25 protein-coding genes are annotated in these 24,697 nt (G+C 57.8%); 14 read left to right on the top strand and 11 right to left on the bottom strand.

The genetic code is table 11. The features are described from left to right. The coding region (locus D460_RS0131465) for a BID domain-containing protein (RefSeq protein ID WP_081620026.1) at positions 1-838 on the top strand (838 nt) is incomplete at its 5' end. A gap of 178 nt (positions 839-1,016) precedes the next feature. Here D460_RS0131465 and D460_RS36625 read toward each other — a convergent pair. Next, a complete protein-coding gene (locus D460_RS36625) occupies positions 1,017-1,409 on the bottom strand; it encodes a hypothetical protein (protein ID WP_018902600.1) in 393 nt (130 codons plus the stop codon). 699 nt (positions 1,410-2,108) lie between these two features. Next, positions 2,109-2,417 carry a DUF736 domain-containing protein gene (locus D460_RS0131475; protein ID WP_018902601.1) on the bottom strand — a complete coding sequence of 103 codons (309 nt, stop codon included), beginning with the start codon at positions 2,415-2,417 and terminating at the stop codon, positions 2,109-2,111. Positions 2,418-2,858: 441 nt separating this feature from the next. On the opposite strand from D460_RS0131475, the gene D460_RS0131480 reads away from it, so the two are divergent. From D460_RS0131480 to D460_RS34300, 9 genes are all read left to right on the top strand, one after another. Further along, on the top strand, positions 2,859-3,902 hold the full coding sequence (locus D460_RS0131480; protein WP_018902602.1) for an ABC transporter substrate-binding protein: 1,044 nt from the start codon (positions 2,859-2,861) through the stop codon (positions 3,900-3,902). A 99-nt stretch (positions 3,903-4,001) separates the two neighbouring features. Continuing rightward, positions 4,002-4,805, top strand: a complete 804-nt coding sequence (locus D460_RS0131485) for an ABC transporter permease (RefSeq protein WP_018902603.1) — start codon at positions 4,002-4,004, stop codon at positions 4,803-4,805. Between the two features lies 1 nt (position 4,806). Continuing rightward, the gene (locus tag D460_RS0131490) at positions 4,807-5,610 is read left to right on the top strand and encodes an ABC transporter permease (protein ID WP_026283743.1); all 804 of its coding nucleotides are present in this window, start codon (positions 4,807-4,809) and stop codon (positions 5,608-5,610) included. Beyond that, complete coding sequence (locus tag D460_RS0131495) at positions 5,607-6,695, top strand: ABC transporter ATP-binding protein (RefSeq protein WP_018902605.1); 1,089 nt, start codon at positions 5,607-5,609, stop codon at positions 6,693-6,695. Before D460_RS0131490 ends, D460_RS0131495 begins: the two co-directional genes overlap by 4 nt. A gap of 117 nt (positions 6,696-6,812) precedes the next feature. Continuing rightward, positions 6,813-7,679 (top strand): TauD/TfdA family dioxygenase, encoded by an 867-nt coding sequence (locus tag D460_RS0131500; RefSeq protein WP_018902606.1) that lies wholly within the window; start codon positions 6,813-6,815, stop codon positions 7,677-7,679. Between the two features lie 27 nt (positions 7,680-7,706). Next, positions 7,707-8,390 (top strand): RraA family protein, encoded by a 684-nt coding sequence (locus tag D460_RS34295; protein ID WP_051110854.1) that lies wholly within the window; start codon positions 7,707-7,709, stop codon positions 8,388-8,390. Next, positions 8,353-9,207, top strand: a complete 855-nt coding sequence (locus tag D460_RS0131510; protein WP_026283744.1) for a carbon-nitrogen hydrolase family protein — start codon at positions 8,353-8,355, stop codon at positions 9,205-9,207. Before D460_RS34295 ends, D460_RS0131510 begins: the two co-directional genes overlap by 38 nt. Positions 9,208-9,297: 90 nt before the next feature. Then, positions 9,298-10,365: an ornithine cyclodeaminase gene (locus D460_RS0131515; RefSeq protein ID WP_026283745.1), complete on the top strand. Its 1,068-nt coding sequence runs from the start codon at positions 9,298-9,300 to the stop codon at positions 10,363-10,365. A 6-nt stretch (positions 10,366-10,371) separates the two neighbouring features. Continuing rightward, positions 10,372-11,739 (top strand): MmgE/PrpD family protein, encoded by a 1,368-nt coding sequence (locus D460_RS34300; RefSeq protein WP_037112495.1) that lies wholly within the window; start codon positions 10,372-10,374, stop codon positions 11,737-11,739. 159 nt (positions 11,740-11,898) lie between these two features. Here the strand turns inward: D460_RS34300 and D460_RS35715 are convergent, their stop codons facing one another. Then, positions 11,899-12,243: a BA14K family protein gene (locus D460_RS35715; RefSeq protein ID WP_245267854.1), complete on the bottom strand. Its 345-nt coding sequence runs from the start codon at positions 12,241-12,243 to the stop codon at positions 11,899-11,901. A gap of 410 nt (positions 12,244-12,653) precedes the next feature. Between D460_RS35715 and D460_RS34305 the strand changes: the two genes are divergently transcribed. Continuing rightward, a complete protein-coding gene (locus D460_RS34305; protein ID WP_018902613.1) occupies positions 12,654-13,259 on the top strand; it encodes a hypothetical protein in 606 nt (201 codons plus the stop codon). 471 nt (positions 13,260-13,730) lie between these two features. Here D460_RS34305 and D460_RS0131535 read toward each other — a convergent pair whose 3' ends face one another. Genes D460_RS0131535 through D460_RS0131560 form a run of 6 tightly spaced genes read right to left on the bottom strand, consistent with a single transcriptional unit; the run spans position 13,731 to position 19,260 of the window. Then, positions 13,731-14,423, bottom strand: a complete 693-nt coding sequence (locus D460_RS0131535; RefSeq protein ID WP_018902614.1) for an amino acid ABC transporter permease — start codon at positions 14,421-14,423, stop codon at positions 13,731-13,733. A gap of 18 nt (positions 14,424-14,441) precedes the next feature. Continuing rightward, positions 14,442-15,149: an amino acid ABC transporter permease gene (locus D460_RS0131540; protein ID WP_026283747.1), complete on the bottom strand. Its 708-nt coding sequence runs from the start codon at positions 15,147-15,149 to the stop codon at positions 14,442-14,444. 56 nt (positions 15,150-15,205) lie between these two features. Further along, entirely contained in the window at positions 15,206-16,024 is an 819-nt protein-coding gene (locus tag D460_RS0131545) for an amino acid ABC transporter substrate-binding protein (protein ID WP_026283748.1), read from the bottom strand. Positions 16,025-16,040: 16 nt separating this feature from the next. Further along, positions 16,041-16,781 carry an amino acid ABC transporter ATP-binding protein gene (locus D460_RS0131550; RefSeq protein ID WP_018902617.1) on the bottom strand — a complete coding sequence of 247 codons (741 nt, stop codon included), beginning with the start codon at positions 16,779-16,781 and terminating at the stop codon, positions 16,041-16,043. A gap of 8 nt (positions 16,782-16,789) precedes the next feature. Beyond that, positions 16,790-18,265 carry an NAD(P)/FAD-dependent oxidoreductase gene (locus D460_RS0131555; RefSeq protein WP_018902618.1) on the bottom strand — a complete coding sequence of 492 codons (1,476 nt, stop codon included), beginning with the start codon at positions 18,263-18,265 and terminating at the stop codon, positions 16,790-16,792. After that, positions 18,262-19,260, bottom strand: a complete 999-nt coding sequence (locus D460_RS0131560; protein ID WP_026283749.1) for a LysR family transcriptional regulator — start codon at positions 19,258-19,260, stop codon at positions 18,262-18,264. The genes D460_RS0131555 and D460_RS0131560 overlap by 4 nt, the downstream gene beginning before the upstream one ends. Positions 19,261-19,418: 158 nt before the next feature. Between D460_RS0131560 and D460_RS0131565 the strand changes: the two genes are divergently transcribed. The 3 genes from D460_RS0131565 to D460_RS37020 all read left to right on the top strand — a co-directional run bounded on the left by D460_RS0131565 (position 19,419) and on the right by D460_RS37020 (position 21,139). After that, complete coding sequence (locus D460_RS0131565) at positions 19,419-19,901, top strand: hypothetical protein (RefSeq protein WP_018902620.1); 483 nt, start codon at positions 19,419-19,421, stop codon at positions 19,899-19,901. Next, positions 19,898-20,473, top strand: coding sequence for a peroxidase-related enzyme (locus D460_RS0131570; protein ID WP_018902621.1), 576 nt, complete (start codon positions 19,898-19,900; stop codon positions 20,471-20,473). The genes D460_RS0131565 and D460_RS0131570 overlap by 4 nt, the downstream gene beginning before the upstream one ends. 567 nt (positions 20,474-21,040) lie before the next feature. Beyond that, positions 21,041-21,139 (top strand): IS110 family transposase, encoded by a 99-nt coding sequence (locus D460_RS37020; protein WP_245267853.1) that lies wholly within the window; start codon positions 21,041-21,043, stop codon positions 21,137-21,139. Positions 21,140-22,252: 1,113 nt separating this feature from the next. Here D460_RS37020 and D460_RS0131585 read toward each other — a convergent pair. Both D460_RS0131585 and D460_RS0131590 read right to left on the bottom strand, forming a co-directional pair. Continuing rightward, positions 22,253-23,626, bottom strand: a complete 1,374-nt coding sequence (locus tag D460_RS0131585; protein ID WP_018902624.1) for an amidohydrolase family protein — start codon at positions 23,624-23,626, stop codon at positions 22,253-22,255. Then, positions 23,623-24,189, bottom strand: coding sequence for a winged-helix domain-containing protein (locus tag D460_RS0131590; protein WP_018902625.1), 567 nt, complete (start codon positions 24,187-24,189; stop codon positions 23,623-23,625). The genes D460_RS0131585 and D460_RS0131590 overlap by 4 nt, the downstream gene beginning before the upstream one ends. Positions 24,190-24,697: the final 508 nt, after the last annotated feature.

Below are 24,697 nucleotides of genomic sequence, written 5' to 3' on the forward strand. Positions count from 1 at the left end.
GAAGTCGAGCGCATCGACACCGTCTGCAATCAAGGAGGTAAAACCCATGGTCTCCGGCACGACGACCTTCCCCAGGTCGATCGTTCGGGTGGTCGAAGACAGGCTCTCGGCCGACCCCGTCCTGAAGGACCGCTGGCAGGAGGTTTCCGCTCGCTTCCACTACGTCTTTGCGGATCCTGAGGCCGCCTTCAAGGCGGTCAATGTCGACGCCATGCTGACGAATGAGACGGTTGCCGCAACGACGCTTATGCGGATTGCCGAGCGGCCGGAAAGTTTTGGCGCGCTGAAGGGCAAGACGGGTTTGTTTGCAGGCAGCACCGAGAAGCACGCACGCGATACGGCAATCCTCAACGCACCGGCGCTCGCCCGTGATCTGCAGGTCTTCATCACGCACCGCGTGGAGGCGACCAACCGCTATGAGGACGAGGAACGCGCGGTCCGCACCAAGCTCTCGCTCGATATACCTGCCCTCTCCGCATCGGCAAAGCAGGTGCTCGAGCGTGTGCGCGATGCGATCGACCAAAACGACATCCCCGCCGGTCTCGAGTTCGCCCTCGCGGACAGACAAGTGAAGGCCGAGCTCGAAGGATTTGCCAGAGCCGTGTCGGACCGCTTCGGCGAAAGAACCTTCCTGCCACTTGCGGCAAAGACCGCGGATGGCAAGGCGTTCGAGGCAGCGTCCGCAGGCATGCAGCCGGCACAGAAACAAGAGCTGCATTCCGCCTGGGACACGATCCGCACCGTCCAGCAACTTGCGACGCATGAGCGGAAAGCGGTGGCACTCGAACAGGCCGAAACCATGCGCCAAACCCAAACGAAAGGGTTGTCGCTGAAATGACGTCTCACCTTACCCCTGCCGCAGCAGCCGGACGCCAACGGCGCCCAGCCATCGCTCTCCTCGCGGTTTCCTGCAGCCTTGCGCTCGCAGTAAACGTCGGCGGCGTTATTGGTGGCCTTCGAATCAACACCACGCCCAGCGATCGGAGACCGAGCCGCCTCGAAACTAAAACTTTGTACTAATCCAGGCCGAGCTTCTTACGAAGGTCTGCATTTTCCGAACGGAGCTTTTCCGCCAACGACTTTCGAAGTTTCTTATTTTCTGCTTCGAGCGCAATCAGATCAGCGAGATCGGACGCGCCGAAAGGAGTGGCAGAATCGACGTTATTGGCTCCTTGTCTGACTTTGAGCGGAGCTGCCTTGGTCGCAACCTTTTGTGTCGGCTCCTTAATTGCGCTCACCGATGATCCCAAGGATGTGGACTTGGTTTTCGACGCACGTTTGGAACTTCTTGCGGCTAGTGCAGCGGCCATCTCTGCCTTGCTTCGACGGCGAGCACGCGTTTTCTTAGTTGTTTCCTGCGATACCGCCGGCTCAACGTTTGTCGAATTCCCGGAAATTTCGTCGGCCATGAATGTCTCCTAGATGATACCAGGATTGTCTTGTACCGTACAAAGCACAGTGTCAACATGTTGTCCCCTTCGCGAAGGTGACTGTTGAATGAAAGGCACGAAGGTGGATGGGACAGCTCGCCAATACGGCTTTGGTGCCAGTTAGGGTTACTTGTATCACGCTGCTGATGCCGTGTTCGGCGTATTTCGAGTGAAGAGTGGTCACCAACGGACTGATACAGATGATTTGCGACTGGCGTACCACCATGCGCAAGCACTTTGAGGCCTGGGCCTAAAGCCTTACGTGGCCGCTCGACGGCCAAGAATTGCTTCGCTGGATTGGATCAATAAGGCTCGATCGATTCATAACGATTGTTAGACGACGAGTGGGTGCTTCGCGATGCTCTTACCCCGATCGCCTTTTAGCAGCACCTCTCAGATAAGTGCAGGAGTGCCGACCGGAACTACCCAGATGTCCACGCACTAGCAACTGAACCGACACTCGTCGGCGCTACACGTTGCCGACCCATTGGGATCAGGCGTCGAAGAATGTCTAGTCAGTTTGAGCACGAACAGGATGCAATGCGGCTTACTCTCGAACGCCATAGGAACAAGCCTCTGCGCAGCTATCGCACGATCCCCAATACGGTTTCTCCTTGAAAGTACGTATGCCCCGAAGCGGAGAACGGAACGCTCCGGGGCAGCTGACCGCTTTGTCTCTCAATCTCGAACCGGCCGAGACCAGATGAGTTTGAGGTCGTCCTCTCCCTCTACATCTGCGAGCGTCGCGTAAATTGGAGCCGCGAAACTGGGATCGTCAAGCTTGATCGACAGGTAGTCGCGGCCCTGGTCTGAGGTTTTTTTCCATGCTGCTCCAAACTCGACGCCGCCTGAGTAAATCCTATATTGAGGTCCTTTTTCGGAGGGGCTTTCAACGCGGTCAATGCGCGCCTTGATGTTCATTGCCAGCGTACGAATAGAGCCGGTGTAGCCGCTTTCGGTGGCGGCAAAAGTCCCAATCGTTGCCATTCTTCGTTCCTTCCAGTTTTGGTGCCGCGGACTGTGCGCCGGCAGCTGTTGTAAAAGGACCAGCGAAAGCCAACCCCACCAATATAAAGGCGCAAGGGAGCGAAGGGCGGCAAGTCGCAGATCTGCGAGTAGTGGAGGATTGCAAATGATGGCGCGCATGGGTGACAGCGGCTCTGTGCGGATTTGGCGCGAGGTCTTAGTGGCACGGACAGCTATCTACGCGTGCTCAACGCTACTGTTCGCAAACGTTCATCGAGAGCAACAGGCATATAATTGCGCTCTGCTTCGTTTGTGGAGACCTGCCGCCACCGCAAAGCGGTCCTTGTTGACTTGGCCTTCACTCATAGGGCCAACGAATGAATCGTCGCAATACGCTATTGGACCGGCGCCAGTCAGATGGCGACCATTACTCCGGGAACAACGTCAACAGCGAGAAAAACAATGGGAAAAATTCAGGCCGCCCTAACGGTCGCGGTATCGAGCATCTGCCTGGCTCCGGCACTTCACGCGGAGACCCTTGTCGTCAACAGCTACGGGGGTCCATACGAAGACATCATCCGGCGCGAGATCATTGAACCGTTCAAGCGACAGACGGGCATCGATGTCGTCTACGATGCCGTTGGCGCGGCGTCGCAGGACTATGCAAAGATCAAAGCGACCAAGGGGCGGCCGGGTTTTGACGTCGCGGTGATGACAGCCTCTCAATCGATGCAAGGCTGTCAGGATGGCGTGTTGGAACGGCTTGATCCCGCAACCATTCCGAACCTTCGCTACGTAGCACCGAAGCTTGCCGACTCGGCAGGCCCGTGCGGCGCTGTCCATGAGCTCCAATACCTGTCGCTCCTGTACCGGACCGATAAGTTGGCCTCACCGCCCCGGTCCTGGTCCGCGCTTGCGTCGCCAGAACTAAAAGGCAGGATTGTGCTGCCGACATTCCAGAACATCATGGCGCTTTATCTAGTCGAGATCTTTGCGACCATGAACGGTGGCGATCTGACGGGGAATCTGGACCCAGGCTTCAGGGCGATGTCTGACGTCGCGAGGCAGTCAATCGGATTCGAGCAGAGCTCGGCAATCCTAGAAAGCTATATCAAAGACGGAACGGTCTGGGCCATGCCGTTCTGGAACGGTCGCGCCCAACTGCTGGTCGATAGTGGCTTACCGGTCGACTACGTCCGACCCGTTGAGGGAACCATTCCACTGATCGCGACGCTCAACATTCCCATAGCGGCCGAACACAAGGCATCTGCGAGACGGTTTATCGATTTTTTTCTGAGCAAGACCAGTCAGGAAGCATGGGTGCGCGCCTATAAGGTGGGCAGCGCACGAAGAGATATCGACGTTCCAGACGAGGTGCGAGCCCGACAGATCACGACGGAAGCGGATCTCGAAAGTCTGCTGCTGCCGGATCTCTCAGTTGTTGCAACACGCCTGCGAGAGTGGGGAGAGAAATGGGAACGCGAAGTTGTCGCGCATCAGGATTGAGGACGCAAAATGACCATACTCGCACTTGATCTCCCCAGTCGGCGACGCAACTCGCGTCGCAACCTTGCACCAGGGTTTGGGCTATCGCCAGCCGGCCTGATGCTCGTCCTTTTCTTTGCCATGCCGATGGGAATGATGATCGGGACAAGCTTCCACGATTCATCCTCAGGCGCCTTGAGCTTCCAAGCTTATGAACGATTTTTGAGTGACGGCTTGACGCTGACAGGCTTTTGGCGAACCACAGTAATGTCATGTCTCGTGGCGGTGGCCGCGACTGCGCTCGCCTTTCCACCAGCCTACTTTCTTGCACGTTCGAAAAGCAGATTTCGCATCATTGTCCTGGCGCTCGCCCTCGCTCCGGAACTTGCGGGGGTCGTGCTGCGAACCTATGGATGGCTCATTATTCTGGAAGATCGCGGCTTCATCAATGACATCCTTCTCCACTGGGGTGTTATCGCTGAGCCGTTGAGCCTATCGAAGAACCTCTTTGCGGTAGTGGTGGGTCTCACGCATGTGGTCCTTCCCTTTGCCGTTCTGTCGCTAACAACGAGCATTCAAGGTATAGATCAAAATCTCGAACGCGCTGCCCAGATGCTTGGCGCAAACCGGCTGTCGGTCATTAGAATGATCCTCGTGCCATTGTCAGTGCCCGGAATTGTCAGCGCGCTCTTGTTGTCGTTCACGATGGCGGCGAGCGCTTATGCGACCCCCGCGCTTCTCGGAGGAGCTGGGTTCAAGGTTCTGGCAACAATGATATCCGAACAAGTGCTCTTCTATGTTGATTGGCCATTTGCTGCAGTGATGGCGAACGCGCTGCTCATTCTCATGCTCATTGTCTCCTACGCCGGGTTGAACGTCGAGAAACGTCTGCGCGACAAGCGCGATGCAAAACAGAGAGGTTGAAATGAACCGACTAATCTCCCTTCTCTTTTGGACTGCCCTTTTGATCGTTCTGGCATTTATCACGCTACCGCTGCTGGTGGTCGTCGCTGCATCGCTAAGCCCAACAGCCGACGTCACCTTCAGCCCGTCGGCGTGGACGCTTCAGTGGTATCAGAACCTCGTTTCGCAGCGATGGCTGGAGCCGTTCGCGCTTAGTGTGAAGATCGCGTTAGCAGTTTCGCTGATAAGCGGCATCATTGGTACGCTTGCCGCTTACATCGTGGCTTTCGAACGTATCCCAGGCGGCAGCGCGGTCATGGCCGCGCTATTGTCCCCGCTTTCGGTTCCACAGATTGTTAAAGGGGTCGCGATCGTTCTGTTTCTCTCGGTCCTTGGCCTGCAGCCGCTGCTTGGCACGCCATCCTTGATCGCCGCGCACTGCGTGCTCGCACTACCTTTCGTAATTAGGATGGCCGCCACATCGATCGCGAATTTCGACGGTAACCTCGACCGGGCGGGTCAGATCCTTGGTGCTAGTCGCTGGCAGCGTGCATGGCACATTCTACTTCCAGCGATTAAGCCGGGCGTTCTGTCAGGTATGACGTTTGCCTTCGTTATCTCCTTCAACAACATTCCGTTGTCCGTGTTTCTCGTCCGCCCCGGAGACACGACGCTCCCTATAACCGTTATCAATTATCTCGAATATAGCCTCGATCCGGTCCTGGCGGCGGTCAATGTGGCATCGATGATTTTTATCCTCGTTGTCATCCTCGCATTCGAAAAATTTGGCGGTTTTTCCGCCCAGCTTCATGGAGGTAGCAAATGAGCGAACTTGATATCGAACTTGTTTGTGTAAGCAAGGCATATGGCGCGATTTCGGTCGTCAGGGACATTGACCTGCAGGTCCCGAAAGGTGAGTTTGTGAGCGTTCTCGGGCCGTCCGGATGTGGCAAGACCACGACGCTCAACATGATTGCTGGCTTCAATCAGCCAAGCCGCGGAGACATCAAAATACGAGGGCGAAGCCAGGTAAATGTTCCACCAGAGCGGCGAAATATTGGGTTGGTCTTCCAGAACTACGCACTTTTTCCTCATATGACTGTGGCTGAGAATGTCGCATTCGGTCTCAAGATGAAGTGTACGCCCAAGGTTGAAATCGCTTCAATCGTGGAAAAGAGCCTGCGTGGCGTACACCTTGAAAAACTGGCTGATCGCTACCCGAAGGCACTTTCCGGCGGACAACAGCAGCGTGTCGCTCTTGCCCGCGCTCTGGCACCCAGGCCATCCGTTCTTCTTCTGGATGAACCACTGTCGAACCTCGACTTGAAACTGCGTGAATCCATGCGTGGCGAGCTGAAGGATATACAACGTGAACTCGAGATGACGTTCGTATATGTTACCCATGATCAGGAAGAAGCGATGGCGATGTCAGATCGCATTGTGGTCATGTCGAACGGGGTCATCGCGCAGCAGGGGACGCCGGAGGCACTATATCGGCATCCAGTTTCAACGTTCGTAGCGGACTTTATCGGCCGATCGAATATCATCGGTGTTCAACGAATGGTAAAGGGGCCGGGAGGTTGTGCGGTGTCGCTCACGGGCAGCGACGTTACGCTGCGGGTGGCAGTTGCACCCTCTCATGCAACACCGCGCTATGCCGTCATCCGCCCCGAGGATGTGCTCTTGTTGGCCGGCACGCCACTCGTCGCCCAGGAAAACCTCAACGTTCTGGAAGGTCAACTTGATCGCGTGACAAATCTTGGGGCATCCCTGGAGTTATCAATCCAGATCGCGTCCGGCCTTTCTCTTTGCGCAGCAGTGCGATCGTCGGAAGCAGGCATTCTGCCAGCGACCGGCAGGCCAATAAGGCTTGGCGTCGATCCTTCGGCTGTAACGCTCCTGAACGAGTAGGGTTGGTCGATAACTCTCGCTTATCAATGCAACTGCTTACTTATTGGAGCTGGCATCACCCTACAAAATAACATCGGGACAGCCTCACAAAGAGGCTTATTCTTAGGAGATATGAGAATGCTGACAAGAGAAAAGATAACCGCAATTCAGCATGACAGCAATGTCTGCGCAGATATCGTGGGTTTCGACTTCGACCGCTATGATGAGCGCGATATCAAGGAAGTCCGCAAGTACTGGCTCCAGTACGGGGTCATTCGTTTCAAGCATACCCGCATCACAGACGACCAGCAGGTGAAATTCTCGCGTCATTTCGGTGAATTTGTTATCCATCCAAAGCAGCTGCAGGAGGGTGGTCATCCATCCCACCCGGAAATCCTTGTGATCAGCAACTCAATGAAGGATGGAAAGCCAAGTGGCGCGATGGGCAATAGCGAAGCGACTTGGCACACGGATACTTGGTTTTATGAAAGGCCGCCAGCCGGCGCTATTTTGCGCGCCGTAAAAGTCCCGCCTTCGGGCGGAGATACGTACTTCCTTTCAACCTACATTGCCTATGAGACCCTGCCGGTGGCGCTAAAGGCAGCCATCGATGGCCGGCAGATCTTCTTCCAGAACGTTTATGACAAGACCGGGAAGATCAGACTTGGGAAGGCAGAGCCAATCAGTCGGGACTTCCGAGAATGGAGCGGTGTCGTCCACCCTCTCGTACGCACACACGGCGACACGGGACGAAAGGCTCTTTACTTGGGCGGCACATCGGAGGGGGCGTGGATTGTCGGTATGAGCATCGAAGAGAGCAATGCCATACTCGCGGAGCTGTGGGATCACACGACGAACGGAGGCGATGTCTTCGTTCAGAGCTGGGACGAAGGAGACATTATGATGTGGGACAACCGCTGCACCATGCATCGGCGCGATTCATTCGATCCGTCGTTTGTTCGCGTCATGCATCGCACAACAACATCCGGCGAACGCCCGATCTAAGCCAGACAAGAAAAAAGGTTATCGGCCATGACAGGACTTTACCGGCTTGTTGAGCGTCATCCACCCTTGTCATCAGAGCTAGTTGAGCTCTTGTCTCTGGTCGAGACGGCTACGATCGGCCACACTGAACATCTCGGGTTCGTTGGAGCCGGTATCGTTCCGCTATTCTCGGCTCGTATTGCCGGCGTTGCGGTAACCGTCGCGGCACCTGGCCGCGACGGAGCGATCATCTACCGCGCCGTCGACCAACTTTTGCCAGGAGATGTCTTGGTGATTTCTCGGGTGGACGGAGACGATATTGCCTGCGTTGGTGGAGGTGTCGCCACGGCAGTCAAAGCCAAGGGAGCAGCCGGAATCATAATCGATGGGCCTTGTACCGACACCGAGGAGATCATTGCTACGGGACTGCCGGTATGGTGCAGAGGCCGGTCTTCAAAGACGACCAATCGTCAGTTCAACATCGGTGGGTCGCTCAACGTTCCAGTAGCTTGTGGCCGGACCGCAATCCTACCGGGCTATGCAATCCTTGCCGACTGCTGCGGTGTCTTCGCGACTGACCGTCAGGCCATGCAATTGATTGCTGAGCACGCACTCACTCGGCAAAAACGATCCACGCTGATTCGCAGTCATCTGGCCGCCGGTCATTCAATATTTGATTTCGAGGAACCTGCACGTGAAAATCGCTTTGATTCAGATGAGCTCTCAGCCTGACCTTGGCCACAATTTGGCGGAGGTCGAACGCATGATGACTGAAGCACTTGCCGGTAATCCCAATCTCATCGTTCTTCCTGAGCATTTTGATTGGATGGGCGGATCTTCCGACGATAAACGCGCCGCGGCCGATTTCGTGCCCGGCGGTCAGGCATATGACTGTGTACAAGATTTCGCGCGACGCCACCGCGTCGCTGTTCATGCTGGCAGCCTGATGGAACGATGCACTCGAAGCGGCAAGGTATTCAACACGACTGTCATTTTTGATTGTCATGGCGGTCATGTCGGCGCGTATCGAAAGATCCACCTATTCGACATCACCACGCCAAATGGAGTGCGGTATGCTGAATCGTCGGTCGTCGCGGCAGGAGATGGTCTTCTTGTCTATGATCTGAATGGGTGGAAGATCGGGTGCGCCATCTGCTACGATTTGCGCTTCTCACGCTTGTTCGACCGGTTAGCTCAGGAGGTCGTCGATATCTTCATTCTCCCTGCCGCGTTCACACGACAGACAGGCGAAGCTCATTGGGAAGTCCTATGCCGCGCAAGAGCAATCGAGTATCAGGCGTTCTTTGTGGCATGCGGTCAATGTGGCAGCTACCCCGCTTTGAGTGGTAACCCGCGAGAAACATTCGGCTCGTCGTTGGTTGCTGATCCTTGGGGCGAAATCATTGCAAATGCAGGTCAAAAGCCATGCGTCCTTCATGTCACACTCGACCGAAAGCGACTTGATGAAGTGAAGGGGTTAATTCCCATGACGAGCCATCGTGTCGACATGAACAGGGTTCAGATGCAGGTCCAGCCCTCCGGCCGATGAGATATTCAATGCCTGAAAACTTCATGCAGATTTACTCCTCGCTTATCCCGACCCATCCTAGTCTTCTTCTCCGAACGAGGAGAAATGGAGATGAAGGAAACTCATTTTCAAAGCACGCACGCACAATTCCTATCTGCAGCCGCACTGCGTGATGCTGGCGCCGAGCTGGACACGGGTGAGATGCTCGCAGCAATGGACAATGCTTGGTTGGATATTCGCTCTGGCAAAGCGTTCGGAACCAAGGCGGTGTTGTCCCTTCCAGAGGAAGACTTCTGGCGCGATAGCACCGTTGCACACCGCCGAAGAGAGTTTTTGGACGAAAGACTGGGTTGGAAGCTTTCGTGCCTCTACAGCGTCAACGAGCGCTACGGCGGTGTAAAAATTATCGGCGCCAATTCATTCAACCGGCAGCTGGGACTACCTCGCTCGACCTCAACGATCGTTCTCATGGAGAAGAAAACGCTACGGGTGCTTACGATTATGGATGGGACCAGTATCTCTGCCCGCCGCACGGGCAGCTATGCCACCATGGTGCTGGATGCCTTTTGCGGCCAAGACAAACCAGTATCGGTTCTGCTTTTCGGAACAGGCCCGACGGCCCGCGCTGTTGTGGAATGTCTTAATTACCGCTGTGCCGAACGAATCGGCAAATTCGCAATCCAGGGCCGATCGATTGGGCGCGCGCAACAGTTTATCGACGCAATCGATTTTCCAAACAGCCTGAACCTCGAACCAGCCGAAGACACATCACTTAGTGAAAGTGATTTCATTATCACGGCGACAAATGCTCGGGCCCCGATCTTCAATCAAGATGAGATGGCGCGCGACGCCGTCAGCCTGCATCTTGGCGGGGACGAGATACCCGAGAGCTATCTGCAGCGGGTTTTGCGGACCGGCATGGTCGTTTGCGACGATCTCCGTACTGTATCTCATCGCAACTCGCAAAGTATTGCGCTGCATTTTTCCCGCCGTGGTCTTTCATTGGAGGAGGTAGGGCCGCTACTCGGCCTTCATGACCTGACAATGATAGGAGCGCCCCCTGTCCGGCGCGAGGGACCTGTATGTGTCACCTGTGTCGGACTACCAATGCTGGACCTCTACGCGGCGCAAGCTACCTACGAGAAATACTGCCGGCGCAGCGCATTGGATAGAAGGTGACTGGCGATGTTCATAGCCCATTTGCTTGGCAAGCATATAGCGGACGTCGCCCGGCAAGGACCACCGCCTGAAACGAGCGATACCGTCCTTCATCTCGTGCTCGACGTCGTGGCAGCAGGTGCAGCCGGCGGGATCTGCGACGGGCCACGTGCTGTGCGTCGTTCCGCTTTATCGGTCTTTGGATCGGGCGACGCGCCAATCTGGTTTTGCGGCACGGGTTCGAGCGCAACCGGAGCCGTACACTGCAATGTCGCCGCATGTTGCGCGCTTGATGTCGATGATGGTCATCGGGCTGCACGCGGGCATCCAGGCGCTGCGGTCGTAGCGACAGCTCTCGCGCTAGCGCAGTTGCATGATCGCCCAACCGATCGGTTCTTGGCCGCGATCGTCGCAGGCTATGACGTCGGCGTAAGAATTGCCGCGGCTCAAAATCCGGTCGGGATCGCCACGCGACAATCCGGTCGATGGGCGAGCCTCGCGTCCGCTGCAACGGCGGCGGCATTCCTGGGACACCAACCAGGAGTGATTGCGCATGCTCTATCGATCGCGGGCGTGCTTGCACCAAACCAGCAGGCGAATGGCAGCTCCGGCTACTCATCGCTTACCGGAAACGATGTGAAGGAAGGGATAGCTTGGAGCAGCGCCACCGGATTAATGGCGCTGGAACTGGCATCTCATGGGCATACAGGCCCTGAGGATTTCCTCGATCATCCCAACTTCTACGACGGCGAGAGAATTCTATCTGATCTGGGGAGCCGGTGGGAAGTCAACGGTCTTTATTTGAAACCATATGCCTGCTGCCGCTACATTCATCCAGCACTCGACCGGCTTTGCGACCTTATCGACCAGCACGATATCGTCGCTGAAGAGGTCCGCTTGGTTGAGGTTGAAACCTTCGCCTGGGCAACAAAACTCGGCAATCGAACCAATCCTGACAACCTGATCGAGGTTCAGTACAGCCTTCCTTATTGCCTGGCCGTCGCGCTGGTCGATGGCCCTCAGGCGCTGCTTCCTCCGCGTCGGGACTGTCTAGGCCGCCCCGACATTGAATCAGTCGCCAAGAAAGTTAAAATACTCGTGCGCGACGACATTGACGCCCTTTTCCCGTCTGAAACATTGGCGGTCGTCAGGGTCGAGACCAGCACAACTCGCGTTACATCAGAGATTGGAACTCCGTTCGGAGATCCGCGCTATCCCATGCTTTGGTCAGATGTCGAAAAGAAGCTTCGTGTCTTAACACGCGACGTCCTTGCCGCTCAGCAACAAGGAGAAATTATCGACGCCGTGCTATCCCTAGCCTCCGGAGAAATCTCGCCGCTGCTCAGTGCGCTAAAGTCCACATTCCCCGCTCTGGACGCTCAACAAAATTTGTGACCAACCGTCGGCCCCGGTTGACGGCGAGGGCGTAAGAATTTGGTAAACTGTGAATCGATCGGAGCTAACCAAAGACAAACTGGTCGGTGTCGACGAGGATATCTCGTCGTGTTTCGACGCTAGCTGCCCCGGCACAGCGCCGCCGGGGCAGCTGCAAAATCACGAATATGGGGATTGGCATATCGCGCGGACGCCTGCGCGAGGGACATAGGTATTGTCCGTTGCTCGATAGGTCTTATAGCGCGATGCGCACCACTCGTAGTGACCGGGACTGACGCGCGTAGGGCGGTTAGCATTATTGATAGCGCCACCGATTACAGCCCCGGCGCCAAAGGCGGCGAGTGGGTACCACCAGCCATCGGTATGACGGCGGTAGCCTCGGCGATAGTCGCGATAGCCGCGGCGGCCGTGATACCAGCCAGCGCGATGATCCCAGCGGCGATACTGAATTTGTTCGACACTATCAGTGAGCTGCCTGACCGTCGCCGGTGCCTGGGCGGGCATGGCGGAGGCAGGAGCGACGGAGCTGATAACTGTTACAATCGACAAGGCCGCTATGAGGGATTTCTTCAATTTCATTCAATTCGCCGATGATTGACGGAACTTGGAACACTCCTTTCCACTAAAAGTTCCAGAAGATCATCGGTCCGAGACTGTGTTTCCTCCTACCCTCACACTTTCGTACCAAATGCGTTGATGCAACCGACAATCCATTGGTCATCGATCCATGCGACCTGCACAAAGGGTACTTGATCCTCGTGAAACATTTATCATGTTAAGTCGCGCAATCCTGCTTCCAAACGGAGAGGCATCACTTGGGATTGAAGAGCCGGACTTGATGCTGTAGAGCAGTCTGCCTAGATGTCGTGAAAAAACTACATGGTCGCCCCGACTGTTGAAAAATCCATCACCCAGTGACGGACTTTGACGTTCACCCGAGCTTCAGGGAATGCGGCATCCCGGACCGATCGATTGCTGAAATGGAGCATCCTGCTTTGAGAAGACCAACACGCCAGTTCACCGTTGAGGTCAGGTCATCAAATCGTCGATCGTCCCTCAAACCAACCTCGATATGGGGTGACATTGACCTGAAGGCGCTCGCCCGTGAAGCCGGAGCTGAAATCGCACGTGATCGGGGCCCGGTCCCGGCGCCCACTTATCCCGTGGAGGCCCTGAACGAGATTGTGGAGCCTGTGCTCTGCGCCGATGACGATCGGGCAACCGTCGAAGACAAGGCCGGACCTGAATTTTTAGGTGTAGAGATTGACAACGACATCGACGTTGCTTTGCCCGTCCGGGTCGCTGCTGTCGGTGAAAAGGCGACCAGGCAGTCTGCGCGGCCACGCAAAACCAAGCGGCGACGACCGGGTCGAACCTTAGAGGCTCAGCGCGCTGTTGACGCGGTCGCTCAGACAGATATCGACTGGCTGCTGGCGGAAAATCATAAGCTCAAACTGCTGTTCCAAGAGAAGCTTTTGCGAGAAAACGCATTACTGCGAGACATGTTAAATCGAAATTGAGCCCGACGAGATCGCGCTCGTGCTTCGGCCGGGATACTATGGTCTTTCGACGTAGCCGGGGTTACTTGGCCCTGTCGAAACTGTCACTCGACCTGGCTGGTGCAGTTGAGTGTAGGGATGCGAGGAACCTCTGTTGATTTCCTTTTGACAACAAAGATTGGTTCTTAACCGGCTTGCGGCAACTAGCTGGTCGCGGCGGGCGTCTCTAGTCGAAGCATCGCGCACATTATGGGACTGGAGACGCTCTTATATGTTTTCGTCCACCCCAACGTCCAGACTTTGATCGCATCGCCATCTGCCGACCCTTTGCACAAAGACGATTCGGTAACCTGGTGTCCGGGACAAGATCGATTAAACCTAAAGGTATATCGGCGCCAAGGTTGCCTTGCTCAGTCGGCGACCTTTTATCTGATAACGCACATCTTGTAGGACGTTGCCAACCATCAACCGGGCGCCCGAAATGCTTTACCACTAGGTACGAACCCTCAATGCCCGCTCAGTTCTGTCGGCGATCTGTGTAACGGCATAGGCAATTACCATGTAGATCACGACGGCGACCAGGAAGGCTTCCAGATAGTAGAAGTTCAGCGCCGCGGTCAGCTGCGACTGCGCGAAGATATCGACAACCTCGATGGCGAAGCCGAGCGACAGGGCCTTCATGATCACCATGAAGGAATTGGCGAGATCCGGGATTGCCGCGACGATGACCTGCGGAAGCATCACACGGCGAAAAAGCTGGCTCTTTTTGTAGCCCAGCGAATAGGCAGCGTCCGCTTGGCCGGTATCGAAGGAATTCAATGCGCCCTTGACGACCTCGGCTTGGAAGGCCGCGACGCACGCCGTCAGCGCCACGATCAGCGTGACCCAGTTCGGCGTCGAGTGGCCGTTGTAGTCGATGCCGACAAGCGAAGCCAGAAAGTGCAAGGTCGATGGAAGGCCGTAATAGGCAAGGAAGATGACGATCACCATCGGCACGCCCTTGAAGGCGACTTTGTAGGCTACGACGAGTTGGCGAAGCACCGGAATCTTCCGGTACTCGACCATGGCAAACAGGCTGCCGACGATCGTCGACAGCACGAAGATCGCAAGTGCCATCGCCAGCGTGAGCGGCACGGCGCCCAGGATTTCGTAGAAATCGGGAAGAAGAACTTCGCTGTCGAACATGATGGTCCCCTTCCCTGATCAGATGCTTGCCATCAGCGGCGCGCTGACGGTCTTGTCGTTCGAAGCGTATTTCCCGGAGCGGCGCTCGAAAAAGCGCACGATCGCCCAGGCAACGAGGCACAGCACCGAATAGAGGACGGCAAGCACGAGATAGGTCTCGAACTGGTATTGGTTGTAATCGCGTTCCATCACCAAATGGGCCGTCGCCATCACGTCGGCCGCGCCGATATACATGACGAGCGCCACATTATGGATCAGGTAGATAATCGCGTTGCCGTAGCCGGGAAGCGCGATATGGACGGCCTGCGGCGCCACCACCCGCAACAGCTTTTGCCGGAACGTATAGCCGAGGCTGTCGGCCGCATCATGCTGCCCGCGCTCTACCGCGAGATAGGCGGGACGCATCACTTCCGAGAGATAGCCGCCGTGATAGAGGCTGAGGCCGAGCATGGCGGCGATCGTCGGCGAGACGAAGTCTTCGATGCCAAAGCCATCGACGAGAACCGGAAGGCCGTAGAAGGCGACGAAAAGCTGAAGCACGACGGGAACGCTGCGGGCGTAGGATACGTAGAGATCAGCCAGCTGGCTGATCACGGGGATCCGGCGTACTCGCAACGTCGTGGTGATCAATGCCAGCACAAAGCCGGCGACCATGGCCGTGAACGTGATCGCAAGCGTCAGCGGCAATGCCGAGAGCAGCTCGGGGATCATTATGGAAAGGTCCACTTCGGAACACTCCTTCTTTCAATCTGGGCCTGGTCGCCGGCTTTGAGAGCCCGGCGTTACTTCATGTACGTGGTGATGTCCTCGCCGAACCACTTCTGCGAGAGCTTGGCGAGCGTGCCGTCGGCCTTGAGTTCCTTCAGGGCTTTGTCGATGCCATCCGACAGCGCCTTGTTTTCCTCGGAGCGGTGGATCAGGACGAAGGTCTGGTTGATCGAGACAGGCTCGCTCGCCTGCACGGCGAGCTTCTGTTCGTCGATCACCGTCTGCTCGCCGAGGTTGGACGGCAGAACCAGCGCGTCGTACTTGCCGTTCTCGACTTCCTTCAGACGGTCAGGATAGGGAATGCCGGCGCTCGAAGCGGTGACCTCGATCTTGTAGTCGGGGTTCTTTTCCTGCCAGGCGGTAGCGAACTTGTAGATGCCGCCGCCGGCCGTTACCGGCACGATCTTCTTGCCGACGAGATCCTTCATTTCCTTGATGCCGCTGTCCTTGCGGCTGTAGATCTTGATCAGGCTGGCGCCGATCGGCGCTTCCGGAATGAGGAACTGCTTTTCGCGCGCCGGCGCGCGGTAGTAGCCACCCGTGGCGATGTCGTACTTGCCAGTCGCAAGGCCGGTTTCCTGGGCGATGTCGGCAGCGCCTTCCATCACGAATTTGTACTGCGGCAGCTTGGCGTTGATCGCCTTCAGCACGTCGGGCTCGTAGCCCTGCGGCTCCACGCCGATTGCGCCCCAGGACAGCGGCTTGGATTCCGCCGAGGTGGCGATCTTGATGGTGCGGACGTCTTCGGCGAACGAAGCGGTTGCGAATGCGATCGCGACGCCTGCGACGGCGAGACCGAGACCACGGCGCGAGATTGAACTCATGGAAGTCATTTCAGGCATCCTCTCTTTACTGGATCGCACGTTCGGAATTGAGGAACTGTGCGAGGCGGGGGTTGGAAGGCGTATCGAAAATTTCGGGCGGGCTGCCGTCGGCTGCGACGACACCGCCGTCCATGAAGACGATGCGGTTCGAGATGTTCTTGGCGAACTGCATCTCGTGGGTGACGAGGAGCGAGGTGATGCCCGACGATGTGACGTCCTTGATCACCTTCAGCACTTCGTTGACGAGTTCAGGATCGAGCGAGGACGTCGGCTCGTCGAAAAGCATGACGTCAGGCTTGACCGCGAGCGCTCTCGCAATGCCCGTTCTCTGCAGCTGGCCGCCGGAAAGCTGCGACGGGTAGTTGTCGAGCTTGTTCGACAGGCCGACCCGCTCCAATTCCTGCAGCGCGATCGCACGGGCTTCGTCCTTCGACTTGCCCTGCACGACGACCAGCGGATCCATGACGTTCTGGATAACAGTCATGTTCTTGAAAACGTTGAACTGCTGGAACACCATCGCGGTGCGCAGGCGGATCGCCTGGACGGCGGCCTTGTCGGGCCGTGCGAAATCCATCTTGATATCATCGAAGGCGATGGTTCCGGACGCCGGCTTCGCCAGATGGTTGATGCACTTCAAGAGCGTCGTCTTGCCGGTGCCGCTTGGGCCGATAATCGACACCACGTCGCCTCTTTTCACGGAGAGATCGACGCCGTTCAGGATCTGGGTGCTCCCGTAGGATAGCTTCAGGTTCTTGATCTCGAGCATGACGGGTCTCAGTTCCTCTGGGAAGATAGTTCGGAAAGTGCTTCGGCATCGTCGTCGGCCCACTCGTCACCGAGGAGTTCCGGCGTATCGAAGGCCTGGAGGTTGGCGAATTGGGCTTCACGGTCCTCGACGAAGAGCGACCGGACGATCCCCCGCGCCAAGCGGTCGGCGCCTTCGCTGATGGCGGGAATGTCGCCCGTCAGCTTGCCGTGGCTCAGCGTCGCCGGGAAATTGAAGCAGTGGATCTTCGACAGCGTCGGGCAGGAACCCGGCGTCTTTTCGAGAAACTCGAACGCCTCGCCGAGATCCGGCGAGCCCTCGAGCTCGCCATTTGCCATGCCCGATGGCGTCGGGAAGCGATCGCGCCAGAGGCGGATGTGCGGCTCGAAACTTGCGAGTTCCGGCCGGTTGGTCAGGTCGATCTTGAAGCCGGTTCCAAAGATCAGGAAATCGATGGGATAGCTGCCGCGCGGCGTGGTGACGACGATATGGTCGCCTTCCTGGCGCAGGACGCTGATCGGGCTTTCGAGATGAAGATGCGCCTGCTCGAAGGCGCTGACGCGCAGCACGCTCGGGCGCGGCGGCGGCGTCTGCTGGCTCATGGCGTAATTCAGGAAACGCCACTTCCATTCGTCCGGCAGCCCGGCGAAGCCATGGACTACGCCCTGGCTGCCGATGCCGGTGAACTTGTTGATAGCAGGGAGCTTGCTGCGGCGGACGAACATGTCCAGACGGGCAGCGCCCACCTCCAGCGCGCTTGCCGCGTTGTCCATGGCCGAGGCGCCAGCCCCGATCACGCCCACCCGCTTGCCGCGCAGCGCTTCAAAATCGACTTCGTCAGCCGTGTGAGCCCAGAAGCTGCGGTCGATGCTGTTGGCGATCTCGGGAACGAACGGACCGCCGAGGCCATCGCGCCCCGTCGCGAGTACCACATGGCGGGCAACGATCGTCTCGTTGCTGCCACCCTCGCTGCATGCGATGTCGAGCATGCCGTCTTCGCGCGGGGTGATGTTGTCGACGGACACGCCGTTGCGCACCGGCAACTCGAGCACTTTGCGATACCAGATCAGATAATCCATCCAGACCTCGCGCGGCGCGCGGTCAAGCGCGACCCACGCCTCGCGGCCGAAGCGCGCTTCGTAATAGGCACGAAATGTGAGCGCCGGCAGACCCATTGCCGGACCGGTCAGCTGCTTCGGCGAGCGCAGGGTCCGCATGCGGGCGAAGGTAACCCACGGCCCCTCCTGCCCCGCAGCCGCCTTGTCGAGCACCAGATGATTGGCGACGCCGAGACGCTTCAGCATCCCGGAAGCGACGAGACCGGCCATCCCGCCGCCGATGACGACGACATCGACGACCGGCCGGCCATCGACGTCGCGCGTGGGAACCCAGGATTTGGCGGGCAGTTCCAGCCATGAGAGATCCTGGCGCAGTCGCTCCTCAAGAGCGGCGAGATTGTCGGGATGTGCGGAAAGGTCGCTCATGTTGGCGTTCCCTCTGAAATGATGGTTTGGCCGTAGACGCTGTCGGCCAGAGCATCGATGCCGTTCGCTTCCAAAAGACGACAGCCTGGCATGGCAAGAGACTGCACGCGCGCGGCGTCGATGACGGCGGAAACCGTCGGCGTCAGCGGCAGGGCGGCCGCGGAGATCGCGCCGAAGAGAAACGGAATGTGCTGGTCGAGCCTGCGCATGACGATACCATCAAGCGGTACGCCGCAGACGGTCGCCGGCTCGACGATAGCGACGCCCAATCCGGCACGGACGAGCGACAGCGCCGTCAGCGACGCGTTGACGTCGATGATCCGTTCAGGCGACACGCCGGCGCGTTCAAGCGCCTCGTCGACGCGGTGACGCAAGCGATATGGGTTGGCAAGCGTGATCACCCGGCGCGCGGCGATATCCGCCAGGCGAACGACATCGTCATTGGCAAGCGGATCATCGGCGCCGATGGCAACGACGCAGGGTGCTTCCGCGACCCAGTGGATCTCGAGACCGGGATGCTCGAGCGGCAGGCTCGATATGCCGAGATCCGCCGAGCGTGCGATTACGGCCTGGACCACATTCTCCGCCGCCAGCGACTGGACATGCAGGTGGCGCGGAATGAGATCGGCGGGGAGCGCTGCCAATGCCTGTGGAAGGATGCCCGCTGCAAGCGACGGCGTCGCGGCGACCGTCAGCGTCGCCGGCTCGTCGCGGCCGATCGCCTCGGCGCGCTCGCGGATATGAATAAGACTGGCAAGATGACGTTCGACCTCGGCATGGAAGCGCAGGCCGCGCGCCGTCGGCTGGATGCGTCCGCTGCTTCGATGAAGCAGCGCATAGCCGAGCTCGGCCTCCAGATCCTGGATCAGCCGGCTGACCGCCGGCTGCGACCGCCCGAGCAGACGCGCCGCTCCAGTGACGGAGCCTGCGGACATGACGGCCGCAAAGGTTTCAAGTTGGCGAATGTCAATTGAATTGCTATGCATATTTAACATCAACCATTATCTGCCATGCATTTAAAGCATGAGTTTTCTATAAATGCATCCGAGAATAGATAATTATTTTGCATGACATCAAGGTGTTCATGCTAATTTGACATGGCTGGCTGCGCGACCTAACTGGTGCTCTGCAGCGGATTGCAAAGGAGCCTCTTTTGACACTCATAGAAACGCTTGCCGACGTAAAACCTGGTTCGGCGCTCGCCGAGGCAATGGAGAAACGCGCGGAGATCCTGCGTCTCAGCGAGGCTGCGCACGACGCCGTGCTTCTGCCGCGCGATCCCGGCGGCCTGTCGCATGGATTGCGTGCCGCACTGGCTGCGCGCATGGCGCGACACAATGGAAACGAAGCGCTGGCCGACCACTATGCCGTGTTGGTGAAAAGTGCCGCTGAAAACGAGACGGCCTTTCTCGCGCAGCCCGGCACAAATGTCGACGATCCCCGCATCGCCGAGATCGTCCACCACGCCGACCGCCTGACGGTGGCGCCGCGCGAGGCCACACGTGGCCATATCGAAGCATTGCGAAACGCGGGCATCACCGACGCCGACATCGTCCGCCTGTCGGAGCTTGCCGCCTTCGTGAACTACCAGGTGCGCGTGATCGCCGGCCTGACACTGATCGGAGCAAGAAAATGAGCGAAACGGTCCATAGCTTCACCACAACGGTTCCGCGTTGGCAGCCTTATGTCGTTCCAGTCGATCTTGAGACCGCGACCGAGGAACAGCGCGAAGCCATGCAGGTCACGCCATCCAACAAGGGCATCTCGACCTATGTGCTGACGCTGGCGCACGATCCGGAATCGCTTGCCGTTCGCTCGCCCCTGTTCAATCTCATCATGTACGGCAAGGACGGGCTCTCGCTCGGCGAACGCGAACTGGGCGCCACGGCCGCCTCGGTCTTCAACCGCTGCGTGTACTGCGCCGCCGTCCATTCGTCGCGCTTCATCAATTACACCAAGCGCACCGACGTCATCGACGCGATCTTCGCCGATGAACTCGACGCCGAGCTCGACGAACACCTGCAGGCGATCTTCGACTTCTCTGCGCACCTGTCGACGACACCTCCGCAGGCGACGCAGGCCGATGCGCAGGAACTGGCGGATGTTGGTCTTTCCGAGCTCGAATCCCTGGATCTGGTTCTGTCCGCGTCGATCTTCGGCTGGGCAAACCGGCTGATGCACACTCTCGGCGAGCCGGTAATGGGCTAAGTTGGTGCGAGGGTGCAAATTCTCTACTGCAGGCCAAATCGCGGTACGGAACGCTCGACGTATCGCACCGCCCACGGGCGCTCGGTTCCGGCATGGCCGATGCCGAGCAGTGCACGACCTGCTGCTGTTTTCAAGGCCGTCCGTTGCGCGCATATCGGGATTGCATGAGGTCGATCGTATCGACGATCCACCTGGAAGTTCTCGGAAAAGACCCTACAGCTCCGTCAGAGCACGTTCATTCAATGCGTTGTAGATACGCAAATCGCTCCACATTTCGTTCTTGGTGCCCAAACACCTGGGCGACCGGGTCTCCTGCCCTACGGCCCGATCTATACCTCTCATCCCATCGACGCGCGCCCATAAAAGATGGCTGGCGCGCTAGACCTTTGACCAACCCGCCCACCACATCTTGTTGGCGAAATACTGCAAGGCCATCGAGCGTACCGGTGTGCATCTTGATCGCGTGAGCAAGCCGGTGGTGGAGACCGCGGCATCCTGGTCGATGGCACCGGTCGTGTCCGCCTACCAAGCGATGCACGGCGTTGCATTCATGACCGTGGTCGCCTTGTGGTCGAGATCGGCGATGTTAGGCGCTTCGAGAATCCTCGCCAGTTGATGGCTTATCTTGGTCTTGGTCATCGGAAAGCTCGACGGGGGGCGGGTTAAGCTTTTGGGTTACCAATGCTGACATTAGAGCTAAAAGGGTACTCGTGTATGCGACGGCGCGAAGGTGAAGGCTCGTCCGCCTCGTTCTGGTCTAAGAAACTTCGTCTTGTCGTGCTCCACAACGGCTTCACTAGACGCCACCTCGATACGCTTGCGAATACGGGAGCGGACCCGGTAGCCAGAGTGGCACGTCGAAGGAGCCGGAAAGGATCACTTTCCGGCTCCTTAAGGCGACCTTAGGGTCAGTTAGCGGCAAACCTTGGTGGTCCGCACAACTCGCTCACCATGACGATAGGTTACAACCCGTTTCGTGGAGCAAGAGCGATGGCGACGATAGTCGTCTCGCACCATGCGGGCTCTCCGATCATTATCCCAGCCACGGTGGTGACCACGCTCCCAGCCGCGGTGCAGGCCAGGACCGTTATCAGTACGAATGACGACGGTATCTGCGTAAGACGCCGCTGGGACAGCAATGATGGACGAAAAAGCGAGAGCGACAGCAAGGATGATTTTCTTCATGGGGCATTACCTCGGGTTATCAGACCGCAGTTAAATGACCCACAGGTCTTTGAGTTCCACAAAAAGTTGGATCTCCGACTTCAGTCTGAGGAGGCGTCAGACCATCGTCGCACCGGTTGAAAGCAGCTGCCAACCGCTGATAAAACTTACTTCGTCGAACAGAGTTTCTCACGTCAGTGTGAAGATCTTAGGTAGACGCGCAGTCACCTTTACTCAGGATTGCTTATTGGGCTCTTTCAGCGCTACAACAAAAGATGCCGTGGAATTTAAGGCCACAGGGCGAGCGCGATGGTCTGGGTTATTGAACCGAAACTGCATTTCAGTCTCAACAGCTCGAAGGTAGCGTAGCGGGTTACTGTTGAAGGAGGGCATGCTAGGCGAGCACGCCTTCGTTTGATCAGGCGATGGCTGGAACCGCGGCATTATGCGAGCGTCGTGGATCTTGCGCCCAATCACACAGGCGCTCGAACGGCTCTGACGGTCGCCAGCGAACGAGAGAGCCATCTGGGCTGAACTTCGTCTTGATTGCTTACGCACGTCGACGGCAAGCGTCTGGCCAAGTTCGTCAGCGCGCGTTCGGGGTCTTCGACGCTGCTAGCGCCGTTCGTGGCGGCCGCAGATGTCCCCGTTGCGCACCACGATCCTGCCTTTCTTGATCACGTGCCTCACCCTTGAAAGATTATGCCCCTCAACGATCGCGATATCGGCAAGCCGTCCAGGCGCAATCAATCCTCTGTCCGATGCGAGTTCCGGCAGAGCTTTGGCAACGTTTCCCGTGGCAAGGGCGACGGCCCCTGCAAGGCTGGAATGGCCGAGCCGAACCATTCGATTGATTGCGTCCAGAATTGAGTCCCAGTCGCCACCGGCAAAATCCGTTGATAGTGTGTCGACGAGTCCTTCCAATACGAGACGGTCGAGGTTCGTTGGCGAATTTCGCCAGCGCGTAGAGATGCAATCGAGCGTTGATACGTCGATGGTCACCCCATTCGCGCGAAGACCTCTCGCCGCGGAGACACATTCGTCGGCCTCGAACGACGGATGATTGCTGTGAGCCGCGATCATCCGCGCCTTAGGATAAGTTAGAGCCAGACGCATCAGCGTTTCCGCCGTCGGCGTCGCGAGGTGGAAAATCGCTGGCAACTCAAGACGACTGGAGGCTTCGGCGATCTCCGCAAGACCCTGCAACGAGAGCGATACGGGTGGCATGACGGTGGCGCGCACGAGCTCAGCGAGCGCTGAAGCATCGATTACAGACTGAAGCACCGATCCATGCAACAGGTCATCGACCGCGTTCAGATCGGCAACAGCATGGTCGAGTTTACGACCGACAACCGCCTCTTTGAGCGCGCGGGCAAGATTTGGATGGATGCGGATGGCGGTCGCTTTGTAAATTGCGTCAGGAATGAAGCGGTAATCCTGGGCGCCACCACCGAGCGTCTGGCCACCGCCAGCCTCGCCTAAAGCCTTGGCACCGGCCTTGACCATGGCTTCGATCGTCATTTGTTTATGGCGTTCACCCAGGCCTGTACCATCGACGGTGATTGCGGCCGCGAGGTTGGCGGGCGTATGTGCTGTCGAGACCGCCACCTCGAGGGGATGATCTATAGGCGTCGTCGCGATCTCATCGGTCAGAGCAAGCCCGCACACATTGAGAAGCGTGGTCGTGCCCGACAAGAGATGGCGGTTAAGATGGTATTCGATAACACTTGGCGAAAAGGCGCGCGATCCGCTAGGCATGGTCGGTCCAACCGTACATCCATGGGCATGAGCGTTGATAATTCCCGGCAGGATCGTACAGCCCGTGGCGTCGATTACCCGCGCATTCGTGGGACGATCGATCACGCCCGCGATAACGTCCAGGATCATTTGGCCACCGATTAAAACGTTGCCGGTCTCAATCTCGGTTACACCGTCTCCGGTGACGATCTGTCCGTTGACAATCGCCGTGTCCAGTTTTTGCTTTGTCACGACGCGCCACCTCCATCTGGGGGACCGGCCAGCCCGTAACCGAGACTACGCACCGAGCGGATCGGGTTGCCGTGAAACCCGGGTCCGAGGAGCCTGCGCAGCGTGGCGATGTGAACATTGACGGTTCGTGGGTCCACGAAGATATTGCTTGGCCAGCATCTGGCGATGATCTCCCGCCTAGAGAACACGCGGCCCGGGTGGCGCAGGAAAAGATCCAGGATCATGAATTCGATGCGAGGAAGCTCAACTGTTGCGCCGTTATGCCAGACGCGCCAAACAGCTGGATCGAGTGAGATTCCACCATAGGAGAGGTGCACCTGTCGCCGCTGCGGAGCCAAGGCAAACGCGATCTGGCGCGCGGCGCTGGACGCGGTGAACACCCGGTTGGCACCGGCGTTCCGATATGTTCGACGCTGGCTACCGGCTAGCCGAGAGGCCACGACAACGAGCTGGAGGCGAGTTGAGGTTCGACTGTCGCGAATTTCACGGCAGGCCAGCAGAGAAGCGGGTAGGCAGGCGTCGATCAGAACACCGTCGACGTCAAGCCGCCTCACGGCGGCCACGGTATCTCGCGCGATTCGACAAAAGACTGTGTTTAGCCCTGATCGCTCGAGGGCCTGGACGACTGCTGAAAATGCGCCAGGCTCCCGCGATCCGATAATTATTGTCGGTCGCATGGCTTGTTGTGTTGGCTCGTGTGTTGAACAGATGGCCCAACGATCTCACGAGGTCAAATGTGGTTCAATCGCTCTTTGCAACCGGCGGATTAAGAATTGTATCGATGTCACGAAAGAAAGTCGGACAGACCACACCCTTCAAAGTGCCACCCCCCGCTCCTGACTATCGTGCAGTGATCGGAAACCGAGATCTGAGCGCCCGCTTTCCACTGAGGCCACCATGAAAGGGCCTCCGTCGGCGGTCGTGCCCAACGACAGTTGTCGAGTGGACGTCCGGATAACGCCTTCGTCCATTTCGCTGTCAGCAACCATCAAGGAGGCTTACCGATTGAGTTGATCGTCTTCGCCCGACCGACAGCGACCAGGTATGGCAGAAAAGCGGCTCTCAGAAGAT

The organism is Rhizobium sp. 2MFCol3.1 (assembly GCF_000377565.1).
Lineage (GTDB): Bacteria > Pseudomonadota > Alphaproteobacteria > Rhizobiales > Rhizobiaceae > Rhizobium.

What these genes read in the sequence shown, in the direction of transcription:
- D460_RS36625 (WP_018902600.1), bottom strand. Translation starts at nt 1,409, where the DNA reads ATGGCCGACGAAATTTCCGGGAATTCGACAAACGTTGAGCCGGCGGTA.
- D460_RS0131475 (WP_018902601.1), bottom strand. Translation starts at nt 2,417, where the DNA reads ATGGCAACGATTGGGACTTTTGCCGCCACCGAAAGCGGCTACACCGGC.
- D460_RS0131480 (WP_018902602.1), top strand. Translation starts at nt 2,859, where the DNA reads ATGGGAAAAATTCAGGCCGCCCTAACGGTCGCGGTATCGAGCATCTGC.
- D460_RS0131485 (WP_018902603.1), top strand. Translation starts at nt 4,002, where the DNA reads ATGCTCGTCCTTTTCTTTGCCATGCCGATGGGAATGATGATCGGGACA.
- D460_RS0131490 (WP_026283743.1), top strand. Translation starts at nt 4,807, where the DNA reads ATGAACCGACTAATCTCCCTTCTCTTTTGGACTGCCCTTTTGATCGTT.
- D460_RS0131495 (WP_018902605.1), top strand. Translation starts at nt 5,607, where the DNA reads ATGAGCGAACTTGATATCGAACTTGTTTGTGTAAGCAAGGCATATGGC.
- D460_RS0131500 (WP_018902606.1), top strand. Translation starts at nt 6,813, where the DNA reads ATGCTGACAAGAGAAAAGATAACCGCAATTCAGCATGACAGCAATGTC.
- D460_RS34295 (WP_051110854.1), top strand. Translation starts at nt 7,707, where the DNA reads ATGACAGGACTTTACCGGCTTGTTGAGCGTCATCCACCCTTGTCATCA.
- D460_RS0131515 (WP_026283745.1), top strand. Translation starts at nt 9,298, where the DNA reads ATGAAGGAAACTCATTTTCAAAGCACGCACGCACAATTCCTATCTGCA.
- D460_RS34300 (WP_037112495.1), top strand. Translation starts at nt 10,372, where the DNA reads ATGTTCATAGCCCATTTGCTTGGCAAGCATATAGCGGACGTCGCCCGG.
- D460_RS35715 (WP_245267854.1), bottom strand. Translation starts at nt 12,243, where the DNA reads ATGCCCGCCCAGGCACCGGCGACGGTCAGGCAGCTCACTGATAGTGTC.
- D460_RS0131535 (WP_018902614.1), bottom strand. Translation starts at nt 14,423, where the DNA reads ATGTTCGACAGCGAAGTTCTTCTTCCCGATTTCTACGAAATCCTGGGC.
- D460_RS0131545 (WP_026283748.1), bottom strand. Translation starts at nt 16,024, where the DNA reads ATGACTTCCATGAGTTCAATCTCGCGCCGTGGTCTCGGTCTCGCCGTC.
- D460_RS0131550 (WP_018902617.1), bottom strand. Translation starts at nt 16,781, where the DNA reads ATGCTCGAGATCAAGAACCTGAAGCTATCCTACGGGAGCACCCAGATC.
- D460_RS0131555 (WP_018902618.1), bottom strand. Translation starts at nt 18,265, where the DNA reads ATGAGCGACCTTTCCGCACATCCCGACAATCTCGCCGCTCTTGAGGAG.
- D460_RS0131560 (WP_026283749.1), bottom strand. Translation starts at nt 19,260, where the DNA reads ATGTTAAATATGCATAGCAATTCAATTGACATTCGCCAACTTGAAACC.
- D460_RS0131570 (WP_018902621.1), top strand. Translation starts at nt 19,898, where the DNA reads ATGAGCGAAACGGTCCATAGCTTCACCACAACGGTTCCGCGTTGGCAG.